Source organism: Pelagibacterium nitratireducens, assembly GCF_037044555.1.
Classification (GTDB): domain Bacteria; phylum Pseudomonadota; class Alphaproteobacteria; order Rhizobiales; family Devosiaceae; genus Pelagibacterium; species Pelagibacterium nitratireducens.
Window position 1 is genome coordinate 1,405,908 of record NZ_CP146275.1, and the last position, 12,780, is coordinate 1,418,687.

A 12,780-nucleotide genomic window follows, 5' to 3' on the forward strand; every position below is an offset into this window, starting at 1 on the left:
ATACAGGTTGTGAAATCTTGAACTTAGGCGGGATAAGCCGGGTGACGGGGCGGGGCGATATGCCTAAGGTCCAATACCGCTTGGTTGAATCGGAATGGGAAATTGGGCCGCTGTCTTGGCGTGAGATCGAACCGGAAAAGTCTGCAACTGTTCGCTTCGCGGCCCTTTGGGTCCCGATCTCAAATTAATCTTCCATCGACTTTGTAAAAGGACGCCAACGGCTTGGCAAATCGCATCTACATCGCCATCGGTTTGATCGCGATCCTTTTCATGGGGGGCGCCTTTGTCGTTCCGTGGTTCATCGACTGGAACGCCTATAAGCCGCGCATGGAGCAGATGGCGGCCGAGGCGCTGGGGGTCGAGGTCGAGATTGCCGGCGATATGGATTTTACCCTGCTGCCGCAGCCGCGCATGCATTTCGAGAATGCAAGGCTTGGGCCGGCGGAGGCGCCGGTGGGGTCGGCGCGGCTGATCGAAGCCGATCTGTCATTGATGGATTTCCTGCGCGACCGGTTCACCGTCACCCAATTGCGGCTGATCGAGCCCGAACTCAATCTGGTGATCGATGAAGAGGGGCAATTGCAGACGCCGATCACGCTGGCGCAATCGGCGACGGTCACCAATGTGTCGATCGCCAATGCGCAGCTGACCGATGGCGTGGTGCGGCTGACCGATCTGCGCAGCGGCGAGAGCTGGCGGGCTGACGGTTTCAATGGCGATATGGCGCTGACGGGCGTTCGCGGGCCGTTCGCCATCGAGGGGCAGGCCGTCCATGAGGGCACGGCCTATGGCGTGCGGGCTTCGACATCGGCGATGAATGCGGCCGGGCAGATGCAGGTCAGTGCCTTTGTGCGGCCGACCAGCGGGGCGTTTTCGGTGACCGCCGAGGGCTTGCTGGATACGGGAGGAGCGCCGAGCCTTGAAGGGACACTGACCTATCGGCAGGCCCCGCCAGCCGATCAGGGTGAAGTGGTGGTCGGGGGGATGACGCTGGAAAGCCCGCTCATTGCCGATGCCGAGCGGATCGCGCTTTCCGAGTTCGTGCTGCTGCCCGACGAGAACCAGACGGCAACCCGGCTGACCGGGGAGGCGACGCTGAGCCTTGGGGCGGAGCCGGCGTTTGACGCTACGGTTTCGGGCGGCGTGGTCGCGCTCCAGCCACGGGCGGTGACGGACGAGGGCGCCCAGCCGTTCGAAATCGTCCGGCTTTTGCGCGGCATGCCCGAGCCTTTGATGCCGCCGCTGCCGGGACGGATCGCCATGGCGATCAACGAGCTTTCGGTGCGCGGCGTTGCGGTGCGCGACGTGCGGCTGGACGCCACGAGCGATGGCGAGAGCTGGCAAGTCGAGGAATTTTCGGGGCGGCTGTCAGGAGACACGACGCTGAAACTGACCGGGCAATTGGGTCGGGCGGCGGGCTGGCCGGCCTTCGAGGGCACGCTGTCAATGGCCTCGCCGCGGCTCGATGCACTCTCGCTGCTCTGGAAACGGGCCGGGGAGGGCAATCCGTTGTTCGGTATGGGCGGTTCGCTCAACGGGCGGGTGCAATTGGTCAACGACCGGCTGCGGTTTATCGACGGGTTGCTGGTGCTTGACGAGACGGTTCACACGGTATCGGGCGATATGCGGTTCGGGGATGCGCCTTCGCTCGAGGTCACCGCAGGGCTGTCGGCGCTCAACGCGCGCCAGAGCACGGCGTTGCTGGCGCTGCTGCCGCCGATCGATCCGGCAGGCGCGTTTGGCCTGAGCTTCCCGCAGGGGCGGCTCGACCTCGATGTGGATGCGGCGCGGGTCGAGGGGCTGGGGCTCGAAGGTCTTTCGCTGCGTTCGGCCTGGAGCGCGGAGGGGCTCGAGTTCGAAAGTCTTGCTGTCGGGTCGTATGGCGGGGTCGGGTTCGAGGGCACGGGCCGGCTGTCGGGAACGCTGGCGGCGCCGGTGGTCGCGGGCGAAGGCCGTATCGAGATTGCATCGAATGCTCCCGCGGTCGGGCTGTTGACGGGCGAGGACAATCCGTTGCGCCAGGCTGTGTCGGGCAGCCTTCCCGCGCAAATGTCGGTGGTTCTCGAAGCGCCCGGACGCGATGGCGTGCAGATTTTGACGCTCGATGGCCGGGCCGGGGTGAGTGAGGTTTCCGGGCGGCTGGACATGACCGGAGGCATAGGTGGGTTGGGGCGTGAAAATCTGGTGGTTTCGCTTGAGGCGGCGGCAGGAAGCGGCACGCAATTGCTCGACCAGCTGGGGCTGGCGCCGCTGATTGCCGGAGAGGATGGCGCGATTGCCAGCGCCCGGCTGGAGGGCAACCCACAGGGCAACATGGATGCCGATTTCTCGCTCGAGGGCGGCGGAGAGCGGATTGATTTTTCCGGCACGCTGCAACTGGCCGATCCAGGCTCGATCCGGGGCGAGGGGGAGACCTCTTTCCTGTTTGCGGACGGGGTTGCGCTGGCCGAGATGGCGGGCGCGCAGGGCGTGTGGTTTCCCGGGCTCGAAGGGCAGGCCGATATCGGTTTTGTGGGCACTGAGAGCGTGACGCTGTCCGACATTTCGGCCAGTGCCGCAGAGCGGGCGATCAGCGGTACGCTGTCTTATGCGGCGCAGCGGGAAACAGCGGTTGTGACAGGGTCGCTGGGGTTCGATGGGATCGACGTCGAGACGGTGGCCGCCATGCTGGCCGGGCCGGCTGGCGTGATCAATTTTTCGCCCGGCCTGTGGCCCGACGGCCCGGTCGATCTGGGGGCAAACCAGAGGACGACGCGGGGGCGGATCACCATTACGGCGCCGGTGCTGATGGCGGGCGAAGAACGGCTGATCGAAGCTTTGGCGTTCGATTATGCGTGGGGCGAAGAGGATGTGGGGCTGCGCGGCCTGTTTGGCGAATTCGGGGGTGGCACGATCCAGCTCGACGCAACGGCATGTTGTGCCTCGGCGCTGGCCGACAAGAGCCTGAGCGGGCGGTTGACGCTCAATGGCGTTGCGATCGATGCGGCGCTGCCCGATACGCCGGCTGACGTGCTGGGCGGCACCCTGACCCTTGGAATGCAGTTTCAGGGGAGCGGAGACAGCTATCGGGCCTTTGCCGGATCGCTGAACGGAGAGGGCAGTTTTTCGGTCGAGGACCTGCGGATCGAGGGCTTGTCGCCGGACGCGTTTCAGGCGGCGGCCAATGTGGACAATCTCATCGAGATCGAGCCCGAGGCACTGGAAATTCTGGTTGCGACGGCGCTGCAATCGGGGCCGTTCGAGAGCCAGGACGCGGGCGGACTGGTGCGGCTGATCGGCGGGGTGGCGCGGATCGCCAACATTGCCATCGACGGTGGTGACGCCAGGCTGGTGGGCGGGGGCAGCCTCGATGTGGAAACCGGAACGCTCGAAGCGGACTGGACGCTGGCGCTGACCCGGGCGCTGGCCGGCAACGGGTTGATTACCGAAACCACGGGCCGGATCGGGCTGGGGATCGAGGGGACGCTGTTTGCGCCCGAGCGGAGCCTGGATCTGGGACCGATGGTCGATGCGATCCAGATGCGGGCCTATGAAATCGAGCTCGATGAGCTCGAGGCATTGCGGGCCGAGCAGGAGGCGCGCCAGCGCGCCGCGGCCGAAGAGCAGGCACGGCTGATGGAGGAAGAGGCGCGGCGGCAGACCGAATTGCTGTTGCAACAACAGCAGGAAGAGGCCGAACGGTTGCAGATCGAAGAGCAGCAGCGTCAGCTTCAGGAGCTTGAGGAGCAGCTTTCACAGCCCGAGCCTGCGCCATCATCACAGCCGGAGCCGGAGCCGGAGGCGGGGCCGGGCGCGGGAGAGGATATCAATTCGTCGTTTACGGTGCTGCCGCCGGGCGCGCTGGACCTGCAGGCGCTAACGCCCGGCCGCTGAACGGAACCAGGCCAGAACGAAAACGCGGATGGCCGAGGACAGATTTGAATCCTCGCGCGTTTCGTCTATCTCGGCAATCAGATTGGGCAGGGACATTTCACGCGCCTGCGCAATGGACTGCAGCGCCTCCCAGAAGGGGGGCTCGAGCGCGATGGAGGTGCGGTGGCCGGCAATGGTCAGCGAGCGCTTGCGCACCGTCGGTTATTTCTTGCGGAAGGAATCGAGGCTGACGACCTTTTCGCCACTTTCTTCTTCGATGGCGGGTTCGTCGGTTTCGGCCAGATCGGCGATGTCGTCACTCTCTGGATCATCGGGGTCGGCCACAATGCGCGGACCGGCCTGTGTCTCGGCGACTTCGAACTGGAGACCGAACTGGACCGAGGGGTCGAAAAAGCCCTTGATGGCCGAAAAGGGAATGAGCAGGGTCTCGTTGACGCCGTCGAACGAAAGACCGACCTCAAAACCGGTTTCGGAGACTTTCAGGTCCCAATACTGGTTCTGGAGGACGATGGTCATTTCCTTGTCGTATTGAGAGATCAGTTTCTGACTCAGGCGCACGCCGGGGGCTTGCGTCACGAAGGAAATGAAGAAGTGGTGATCGCCGGGCAGGCCGGTGCGAGCAACTTCGCTCAGCACTTTCCGTACGACGCCGCGCAGGGCTTCCTGGGCCAAAATGTCGTAGCGGATGTGGTCTTGTGCCATTTACGGCGGCTCCCTAAGCGATTCTCATTGAGCCCATAACAGCCTGAATTTGCGCGGGGGTTCAAGAGAAATGCAGGCTTCTGTTGCCAGGTGCCTGCGGACCCCGCCTACACCCGGCTAGGAGCGTAGGACTTCAATTCCCAGTTCTCGCACCGCTTACGCGGCGAGAGCGACCGGAGCCTTATTGTTGTCATTAGCAACTATAAGTTTTAGTCCGATAACGGTGGTACCATGCCGAGCGAAAACACACCCTTTACGCCCTCGTCGATCCTGTTTCGCCCCCATAAGCCTCTGTAAGAAGAGGGTTTTTGGTGGAGGCGCCGGGTACTGCCCCCGGGTCCGATGGGTTTATTACGATGGCAATTTATCGCCATAGCCGTTGCCGGCACGCTCAATATAAGGACCATGGACCCCAATGAAAAGGGGGTGCGAACAAAGGGTGCAAAAACAATCGCGATGCGGGATCGGTGCGCCGGGGCCGCGCGAATCGCGATAAACATTGGCCCACAATGAAGCAGTATCTCGACCTTTTGCGCCATGTGATGGAAAACGGGGTGGACCGGGCCGACAGGACCGGGACGGGGACCCGTTCGGTTTTCGGCTATCAGATGCGGTTCGACCTCAATGAAGGCTTTCCGCTGCTGACGACGAAAAAACTCCATATCCGTTCCATCGTCTATGAGCTTTTGTGGTTTTTGCGCGGGGACACCAATGTGCGCTGGCTGCAGGAGCGCGGGGTCAAGATCTGGGACGAGTGGGCCGACGAGAACGGCGATCTCGGCCCGGTCTATGGCAGCCAGTGGCGCAGCTGGCCGGCGCCGGACGGGCGCCATATCGACCAGATCGCCAATCTGGTCAACCAGATCAAGACCAGGCCCGATTCCCGGCGTCACATCGTTTCAGCCTGGAACCCGGCGGAAGTGGACGATATGGCGCTGCCGCCCTGTCATTGCCTGTTCCAGTTCTATGTCGCCGACGGCAAGCTTTCCTGCCAGCTCTATCAGCGCTCGGCGGATATCTTTCTGGGCGTGCCCTTCAACATCGCATCCTATGCGCTTTTGACCCATATGATGGCCGAGGTGACCGGGCTGGGGGTGGGCGATTTCGTCCATACGCTGGGGGACGCTCATATCTACCACAACCATTTCGAGCAGACCCAGACGCAGCTTGAGCGTTCGCCCAAGCCGCTGCCGAGGCTGGAGATCGTTACCAGGCGCGGTTCCATTTTCGACTTTGCGTTCGAGGATTTCGAGATCGTCGGGTATGACCCCGATCCGCACATCAAGGCACAGGTGGCAGTATGAAGGCATGGGTGATCGGAGCAATGGCTTTTGGGCTGGCGCTCCCCGCCCATGGCAACGATACGATGGCCACTGTGGGGGTTGGCGGGCTGCAATTTGCGCAGAACGAGAACGTGCGCATGCTCAGCGAGGACCTCTATCTCTCGATGGACGCGGTTCGGGTTACCTATGAATTCGAGAATCTGACCGATACCGATCAGCATGTCCTCGTGGCGTTTCCGATGCCCGATATCGAGAGTTCGCCCTATGAAATGGCGGGTTTCCCGACCGACGATCCTGAAAATGTCTTTGGCTTTTCGACCACGTTTGACGGACGGCCGGTGGAGGCCGAACTGCACCAGTCGGTTTTCGCGCTGGGGGTAGACCGTACAAAGGCGTTGCAGAAGCTCGGCGTGCCGCTGGCGCCGCATCTGCTTTCGACCGAGGATGCTGTCAACGCGTTGTCCGAAACGGACAAGCAAATGCTGGTGAGCATCGGGGCGCTGGGGCCTTATCCCTATGATGAAGCCGGACGCTATTCGCCGGACTGGACGCTGAAATCGGCCTATCTGTGGGAAGCGGTGTTTCCGGCGGGTGAGATCGTCGAGGTGAGCCACCGCTACACGCCCGGGCTGGGCGGGACGGTGGCGGCGACCTTCATCGACACCGAATATGGCCAGCGGGCCGAGTATGAGGAAAAATACTGCCTCGAAGATGATCTGGTGGCGGCGGTGGAACGCACGCTGACCAGCCCGGACGAGCCGTGGTCGGCGCCGTTCACCGAAAGCTGGCTTACCTACATTTTGTCGTCGGGCGCCAACTGGGCAAATTCGATCGGCACGTTCCGGCTGACCGTCGACAAGGGCAGCGTGGACAATTTCGTCTCGTTCTGCGGCGAGGGCGTTACCAAGACCGGGCCGACGACCTTCGAGATGGTGCAGGAGGATTTCTACCCCTGGCAGGATATCGAGGTGCTGTTCGTGGTGCGGAGGGACGACTATTGAGACCGGATAAGGATGCGGCGCGGGCGCAACTCGCGGCTTTGACGCAGGCGGTGGGGAAGGTGTCGGACACTTATGCCACGCGATGTGACATCGATCGGGATCGCGACTGGGCGGCGCTGAAACTCTCCGAGGAAACTGGCGAGCTGGTTGCAGCGTTTCTGAAAACGACCGGCCGGGGGCGCCGCGAGGGCGAGTCGGAAGATGGGCTGCGCGAAGCGCTCGAGGATGAAGCCGCCGATGTCCTGGCGATGCTGCTGATCTTTGCCAAACAGAACGGCATCGACCTGACCACGGCGCTGGAGCGCAAGTGGTTTCGGTATCTGGCGTAGGTTGTGTAACTGGCTGATCGCGGTCCGCAAACGGCCATGTTCGCTGGCGCGGGCCTGCGGTTCGGCCCTCCCTTGGGATGCCGCCGCCTAAGATATCTCGATAATCTCGATTTCCTTGTCGCCCAGATTTGCGATGTCTCCTGCGGTTTTGCCCATGAGAGCGCGGGCGAGGGGGGAGACATAGGAGATCGATCCTGATTTGGGATCGGCCTCGTCCTCGCCCACTATGCGGTATTTCTGTATCCGACCGTCGTCGCGGCTGAAGGTGACAGTGCTGCCGAATGCGACGGTATCGGTTTGAACCGGTGCCGGGATGAGTTGGGCGGTGCGCACGCGCTGGGTGAAATAGCGCAGGTCCCGCAACGGGCTGGCCGCTTCGCGGCGGCGGTCGTTGACGTCTTCGATGGCACTGGCGGTGTTATAGGCCATGCGGGCAGCGTCGAGCTGATCGTGCAGGGCTTTAAGCCCCGCCTCGGTCACAAGGTTGGGTTCGGGCGAAATGGGGCGATCGGGCAACAGGGTTTCCGATGCCGTTTCCGCACTTTCTTCCTTGGTGAACGCAACGCTCAATCTGGCGCACTCCTTTGGGGTTACGCAATGAATAGACCACACAGATCATGTGGGGTCTGACGGCGGCGGTTAAAAGGCCGTCGCGGCCCATTCGCTCACGGGTCGGCGGCCCCGGAGCTTTCGATGTTTTCCAGCGTGCGGGCCGGGGAATCGGGCGCGGCCTGGGTCGGCTCGTTGGTCAGATCGCCGCCATCGGGCACCGCGACACCTTCGCTTGGCACCTCTGAGCTGCCGATTTCTGCGGGGTTGTCGGCGCGCTCGGGCTCGCTGGCTGCAAAGAACACCAGAAATCCCACATAGACAACGGCGAGGATGGCAAGGATGCCCAGAATGCCGATGGCGAGGTTGCGCACGGGCGCTCCGCGCACCGGGCCTCTTTGCGGATCGGTCATTGTGCTGTCCCTTCATGGCTTCGGGCGAGATACAGTCCAACGCCGCGAACGGGCGGAGGTTCCTGGCGGACGAGCATGTGAGCGTCAAGCCGGTGCTTGGATGTCGCGGTTGCCGCGCGAACTGGAATCGCGCCATGTGATGGTCCCGGCGGCAGGTCAAGGCAGGACGATGAAACCCGATATCCGGATGGCGGTTGCCGACGATGCAGCTCTGGTGCTCGATTTCATCGTCAAGCTCGCCGAATATGAAAAGCTCGGCCATGAAGTCGAGGCGACTGTCGAGCAGATCGGCGCGCAATTGTTCGGCGAAAACCCCAGGGCCTTTTGCGAGATTGCCGAACTTGACGGCAAGCCCGTGGGGTTCGCGCTATGGTTTTATACCTTCTCGACCTTTCAGGGGCGGCATGGCATCTGGCTCGAGGATCTGTTTGTTGACCCCGAGGTGCGGGGGAAGGGGATCGGCAAGGCGCTGCTGGCGCATCTGGCCCGACGCTGCATCGACGAAGGGCTGGGGCGGTTCGAATGGTGGGTGCTGGACTGGAACACGCCAGCGATAGAATTTTACAAGGCGCAAGGAGCTCTGATGCTGGACGAATGGACGGTGTGCCGGGTGAGCGGGGCGGACCTTGTCGCATTGGCGGGCAAGTCATGAGCGTGGTGGTTGCGATGATCGCGGCGGTGGGGCGCAACGGGGCGATCGGGGCGGCGGGCGATCTGCCCTGGCGGCTGCCGACCGACTTTGCGTTCTACAAGCGCACGACGATGGGCAAGCCGCTGGTCGTGGGGCGCAAGACGTTTCAATCCATCGGCAAGCCCTTGCCGGGGCGGACAAATATCGTTGTGACGCGCAGCGCCGATTTTGCGCCCGAGGGTGTCGAGGTGTTCGGCGATTTGTCAGAGGCGATTGCGCGAGGGCGCGAGATTGCCGAGCGTGACGGGGTGGATGAGCTGTTCATCAATGGGGGCGGGGAGATCTATCGGGCCGCCATGCCGCTGGCGGATCGGCTTTACGTCACCCATGTCGACGCCGCGCCGGACGGCGATACGTTCTTTCCCCAGATCGATCCGGCGGCCTGGGTGGGCACGGTGCTGCCTGAAATCGTGCCAGGGGAAAAAGACAGCGCGCGCTTTGTGACCATGGTATACGAGCGACGCTGACAGAGATCGAACGCCGTGTGCGATCACGGCGCGGTCAAAATCGCGTTTACCATGGCCCAAGGTGCTTCGTGCCGCACCCGGTTTCCATTGATCGGGGAGCCATGGTTCCCTATATAAAACATCAATAAGCAAAAGCACTTTCACGACAAACCGAAAGGGACGAAATGCCGTGGGAAGACAATAGGGGCGGCCGCCGGAGCCGCAGCGGCGGTCCATGGGGCCAGGCGCCGGGCGGAGGTGGTGGCGGTAACGGTCCACGCCGTCCCAGCGGGGGAAACAACACTCCCAATCTCGAGGACATTCTGGCACGCGGCCGGCAGCAGTTCGGCGGCGGCGGAAATATTCCCGGCGGCGGGCGCTGGCTGGTGATTGGTGTCGTTGCGGCGGCGCTGGTCTTTTGGGGCAGCCAGTCGATCTATACCATCGCGCCGAACGAAGTGGGCGTCGAGCTTTTGTTCGGGGAGCCCAAGGACGAATTCTCCAGTCCGGGCCTGCATTTCCATTGGTGGCCGATCGAGCGCGTCGAGCGTGCGTCCACAACGGAAAACCAGACGCGCGTGGGCACGGGAACGACCAATGACCGCGATAGCGGGCTGATGCTTTCGGGCGATCAGAACATCGTCAACATGAGCTTTTCGATCCTGTGGCGGATCGCCGATCCGCGGCTTTACCTGTTCGAGGTTCGCGACCCCGACGAAATGGTGCGCCAGGCCGCCGAAAGCGCGATGCGTGAGGTTGTCGGGCGCCGTACGGCGCAGGACGTGTTCCGTGACGATCGTACCGGGATCGCGCTCGAGGTGCAGCAGATCACCCAGAACATTCTCGACAGCTATGGCGTGGGTGTGACGATCTCCAACATCTCGATCGAAAACGTGGCACCGCCGGCCGAAGTTGCCGATGCGTTCGACGAAGTGCAGCGCGCGCTGCAGGACGAAGACCGTTTCCAGGAAGAAGCACGGCAATACGCCAACACCCTTCTGGGTAGCGCGCGTGGTCAGGCCGCAGCGATCCGCGAAGAGGCCGCAGCCTATCGTGACCGCGTGATCAACGAGGCCGAGGGCCAGGCGGCGCGTTTCGTTTCCGTTTACAACGAATACCGCAACGCGCCAGAGGTCACCCGCCAGCGCATCTTCCTTGAAATGATGGAAGAGGTTCTGGGCGGAACCGAGAAGGTGCTGCTCGAAGGTGGCCAGGGTTCGGGGGTCATCCCCTATCTGCCGCTGCCCGAACTGCGAAGCAGCGGGTCCACCCTCCAGAGCGGAGGTAGCCAGTAATGAATAGGCTCATCATAGCAATCGTCGCAGTGGTCATTGCCGCCTACGTGCTGTTTTCTTCGCTGTTCATCGTCAACGAACGCGAGCAGGCCATCGTGATGCGCTTCGGCGAAATCACGCGCGAAATCCAGGATCCGGGGATTTACTTCAAGGTTCCGACCGATTTCGTGGAAACCGTGCAATATATCGACAAGCGCCTTCTGCGCTACGACCTGGAACGTATCCGCCTGCAGGTTTCGGGCGGCCAGTTCTATATCGTCGATGCCTTCATCACCTACCGTATCGTTGATCCCATCCGGTTCCGCCAGACGGTGCTCGGCAGCCTTCAGCTTGCCGAACAGCGTATCGCAACCCGTCTGGAATCGGCTCTGCGTGCCGTTTACGGCCTGCGTGAGTTCGATGCGGCGCTTTCCGAACAGCGTTCGGAAATGATGCGTGAAGCCAGCGATCTGGTGGCAACCGACATGACCGAGTTGGGCATCGAGGTCGTGGACGTGCGCGTTCTGGTGACCGATCTGACGCCGGAAGTGTCCCAGCAGACCTATGAGCGTATGCAGGCCGAGCGTAATGCGGAAGCCGCGTTGATCCGCGCTCGTGGTCAGGAGCAGGCACAAACCCTGCGTGCCATCGCCGACCGTCAGGCGGTCGAGGTGGTTTCGGCCGCCAATCGCGACAGCGAAATCATCCGCGGTGAAGGTGACGCCGAGCAGAACCGTCTGTTCGCCGAAGCCTATTCCCAGGACCAGTCCTTCTTCGAGTTCTACCGCTCGATGGAGGCCTATCGCAACGCGCTGGCCGATGGAAACACCACCATGGTGCTCTCGCCGGACTCGGCGTTCTTCAACTATTTCGGTTCGAACGGCGAATTGCCCGACTTCCCGGCACCGACGGCGACGCCGATCGATATCGGGGTTCAAGGACCGAGCGAAGAGCCCATCGATTCCACCGAGATCGACGATCTGCTGGCAACGGATTCGCTGGTTTCGGGCGAAGGCGCCGGAAGCATCGAGCAGGATGTTCAGGATCTCGAGCAACTGCTCGAGACCGAGAACCTGGGCAGTGAAGGGCTTCCGGAAGAAACGGCTCCGGCCGAACCTGCGCCCGCTGCAGAGGACGCCGAGCCCGCTCCCGCTCAATAAGAGCGCGGCTGCAATTGCTAATGGAGGCGCACCTCAGGTGCGCCTCTTTTTTTGAGGAGAATTCAAGTGACCGATCTTCTTGCCGCTCTGGGGCTGGCCTTTGTTATCGAGGGGCTGCTTTACGCTGCATTTCCCGAGCAGATGAAAAGGATGGTCGCCCAGATGATCGCGCTGCCGAGCCAGCAATTGCGCATGGCAGCGCTTGGAATGGCAGCGGCAGGCCTGATCGTGCTCACGGTCGTGCGATTTTAGAGCCGTCCGGGATTTGATTGAACAAAATCCTTGGCTCTAAGTCCTTGCTTTGTCGCGTGTTGCGAACTGCAAAACCGTTTCCATCCCCGATCGCGTCGAGGACATGGTTTTGCTGGACACGCTCCGGGCCCGTTCAGCAACGCGCTTGAGGGCGACCATTGGTTTCGTCCATCGACGTGCTCGATGGGCAGGGTTTCGACGTCGAAATCGTCCAGCAACCAAGAGATCGATCAGGAGCGGGCCGGATTGGCGATGCGATAGAGAACGTGCGGGCGCAAGGGGTGGTTCTCGGCGATGCGGGGGTGAAGGAAGTCGCCCTCGGTATCGCGGGTCATGCCGATTTTTTCCATGACGCGCTGAGACGGCTGGTTGATGGCCGCCGTGAAGGCGACGAGTTCGGGCAGGCCACGCTGCCAGGCCGAAAGGATGTGGGCGCGCGCGCCTTCGGGGGCGTAGCCCTGTCCCCAATATCGGTTGCCCAGCACCCATCCGATTTCTTCGGGCGGGTTGCCGCGCAGATCCATGTCGATCCGGGCGGTGCCGATCAGCCCGATCAACTCACCATCGGCCTTGCGTTCGGCGGCGAGGAAGGCCGAGGTTCCGGCATCGAGGCCGGCGATCATCTTGTCGATCCAGGCGTCAGCCGCGGCCCGGTCGCGCGTGCCTGTATAAAAGCGCATGACATGGGGATCGCCAACGATGGCCGCGAAGGGCGCGCGGTCGGCGTCCTGCCAGGGGCGCAGGATCAGGCGTTCGGTTTCCAGCACTGTCCGCGGTTCCTGTTCCACGCATCGAACTCCCATTTGC

Annotated in this window: 13 protein-coding genes, 1 other RNA gene and 1 pseudogene; 9 read left to right on the forward strand and 6 right to left on the reverse strand. The window is 62.5% G+C overall.

The annotated features are described in order from the left end of the window. The first annotated feature begins 222 nt into the window (after positions 1 to 222). A complete protein-coding gene (locus V6617_RS07020) occupies positions 223 to 3,873 on the forward strand; it encodes an AsmA family protein (RefSeq protein WP_338609985.1) in 3,651 nt (1,216 codons plus the stop codon). Here V6617_RS07020 and V6617_RS07025 read toward each other — a convergent pair. The 3 genes from V6617_RS07025 to ssrA all read right to left on the reverse strand — a co-directional run bounded on the left by V6617_RS07025 (position 3,856) and on the right by ssrA (position 5,001). Beyond that, complete coding sequence (locus tag V6617_RS07025) at positions 3,856 to 4,068, reverse strand: ribbon-helix-helix domain-containing protein (protein WP_338609986.1); 213 nt, start codon at positions 4,066 to 4,068, stop codon at positions 3,856 to 3,858. The two genes, V6617_RS07020 and V6617_RS07025, sit on opposite strands and share 18 nt — an antisense overlap. Before the next feature lie 6 nt (positions 4,069 to 4,074). Further along, a complete protein-coding gene (locus V6617_RS07030) occupies positions 4,075 to 4,575 on the reverse strand; it encodes an SspB family protein (protein WP_338609987.1) in 501 nt (166 codons plus the stop codon). A gap of 69 nt (positions 4,576 to 4,644) precedes the next feature. Continuing rightward, positions 4,645 to 5,001, reverse strand: a transfer-messenger RNA (tmRNA) gene (ssrA, locus tag V6617_RS07035). A gap of 83 nt (positions 5,002 to 5,084) precedes the next feature. Between ssrA and V6617_RS07040 the strand changes: the two genes are divergently transcribed. Genes V6617_RS07040 through V6617_RS07050 form a run of 3 tightly spaced genes read left to right on the forward strand, consistent with a single transcriptional unit; the run spans position 5,085 to position 7,188 of the window. Then, on the forward strand, positions 5,085 to 5,879 hold the full coding sequence (locus V6617_RS07040) for a thymidylate synthase (RefSeq protein ID WP_338609988.1): 795 nt from the start codon (positions 5,085 to 5,087) through the stop codon (positions 5,877 to 5,879). Positions 5,880 to 5,899: 20 nt separating this feature from the next. Beyond that, on the forward strand, positions 5,900 to 6,859 hold the full coding sequence (locus tag V6617_RS07045; RefSeq protein WP_338609990.1) for a DUF4424 domain-containing protein: 960 nt from the start codon (positions 5,900 to 5,902) through the stop codon (positions 6,857 to 6,859). Then, positions 6,856 to 7,188 (forward strand): MazG nucleotide pyrophosphohydrolase domain-containing protein, encoded by a 333-nt coding sequence (locus tag V6617_RS07050; protein ID WP_338609992.1) that lies wholly within the window; start codon positions 6,856 to 6,858, stop codon positions 7,186 to 7,188. Before V6617_RS07045 ends, V6617_RS07050 begins: the two co-directional genes overlap by 4 nt. An 87-nt stretch (positions 7,189 to 7,275) precedes the next feature. Here the strand turns inward: V6617_RS07050 and greA are convergent, their stop codons facing one another. Next, positions 7,276 to 7,758, reverse strand: coding sequence for a transcription elongation factor GreA (greA, locus tag V6617_RS07055; protein WP_338609993.1), 483 nt, complete (start codon positions 7,756 to 7,758; stop codon positions 7,276 to 7,278). Positions 7,759 to 7,853: 95 nt separating this feature from the next. Next, complete coding sequence (locus tag V6617_RS07060; RefSeq protein ID WP_338609995.1) at positions 7,854 to 8,150, reverse strand: hypothetical protein; 297 nt, start codon at positions 8,148 to 8,150, stop codon at positions 7,854 to 7,856. 169 nt (positions 8,151 to 8,319) lie between these two features. Between V6617_RS07060 and V6617_RS07065 the strand changes: the two genes are divergently transcribed. The 5 genes and pseudogenes from V6617_RS07065 to V6617_RS07085 all read left to right on the forward strand — a co-directional run bounded on the left by V6617_RS07065 (position 8,320) and on the right by V6617_RS07085 (position 11,973). Continuing rightward, positions 8,320 to 8,802, forward strand: a complete 483-nt coding sequence (locus V6617_RS07065) for a GNAT family N-acetyltransferase (protein ID WP_338609996.1) — start codon at positions 8,320 to 8,322, stop codon at positions 8,800 to 8,802. After that, the gene (locus tag V6617_RS07070) at positions 8,799 to 9,308 is read left to right on the forward strand and encodes a dihydrofolate reductase (RefSeq protein ID WP_338609997.1); all 510 of its coding nucleotides are present in this window, start codon (positions 8,799 to 8,801) and stop codon (positions 9,306 to 9,308) included. The genes V6617_RS07065 and V6617_RS07070 overlap by 4 nt, the downstream gene beginning before the upstream one ends. A gap of 164 nt (positions 9,309 to 9,472) precedes the next feature. Beyond that, the gene (gene hflK / locus V6617_RS07075) at positions 9,473 to 10,582 is read left to right on the forward strand and encodes an FtsH protease activity modulator HflK (RefSeq protein WP_338609998.1); all 1,110 of its coding nucleotides are present in this window, start codon (positions 9,473 to 9,475) and stop codon (positions 10,580 to 10,582) included. Next, positions 10,582 to 11,445 (forward strand): annotated as a pseudogene (gene hflC / locus V6617_RS07080) (protease modulator HflC); the annotation flags it as partial. The gene hflK and the pseudogene hflC, both read left to right, overlap by 1 nt. A 342-nt stretch (positions 11,446 to 11,787) precedes the next feature. Further along, the gene (locus V6617_RS07085; protein ID WP_338609999.1) at positions 11,788 to 11,973 is read left to right on the forward strand and encodes a DUF2065 domain-containing protein; all 186 of its coding nucleotides are present in this window, start codon (positions 11,788 to 11,790) and stop codon (positions 11,971 to 11,973) included. A gap of 230 nt (positions 11,974 to 12,203) precedes the next feature. Here the strand turns inward: V6617_RS07085 and V6617_RS07090 are convergent, their stop codons facing one another. After that, entirely contained in the window at positions 12,204 to 12,761 is a 558-nt protein-coding gene (locus V6617_RS07090; protein WP_338610001.1) for a GNAT family N-acetyltransferase, read from the reverse strand. Between the last annotated feature and the right edge of the window lie 19 nt (positions 12,762 to 12,780).

What these genes read in the sequence shown, in the direction of transcription:
- V6617_RS07030 (WP_338609987.1), bottom strand. Translation starts at nt 4,575, where the DNA reads ATGGCACAAGACCACATCCGCTACGACATTTTGGCCCAGGAAGCCCTG.
- V6617_RS07040 (WP_338609988.1), top strand. Translation starts at nt 5,085, where the DNA reads ATGAAGCAGTATCTCGACCTTTTGCGCCATGTGATGGAAAACGGGGTG.
- V6617_RS07045 (WP_338609990.1), top strand. Translation starts at nt 5,900, where the DNA reads ATGGCTTTTGGGCTGGCGCTCCCCGCCCATGGCAACGATACGATGGCC.
- V6617_RS07060 (WP_338609995.1), bottom strand. Translation starts at nt 8,150, where the DNA reads ATGACCGATCCGCAAAGAGGCCCGGTGCGCGGAGCGCCCGTGCGCAAC.
- V6617_RS07065 (WP_338609996.1), top strand. Translation starts at nt 8,320, where the DNA reads ATGAAACCCGATATCCGGATGGCGGTTGCCGACGATGCAGCTCTGGTG.
- V6617_RS07070 (WP_338609997.1), top strand. Translation starts at nt 8,799, where the DNA reads ATGAGCGTGGTGGTTGCGATGATCGCGGCGGTGGGGCGCAACGGGGCG.
- hflK (WP_338609998.1), top strand. Translation starts at nt 9,473, where the DNA reads ATGCCGTGGGAAGACAATAGGGGCGGCCGCCGGAGCCGCAGCGGCGGT.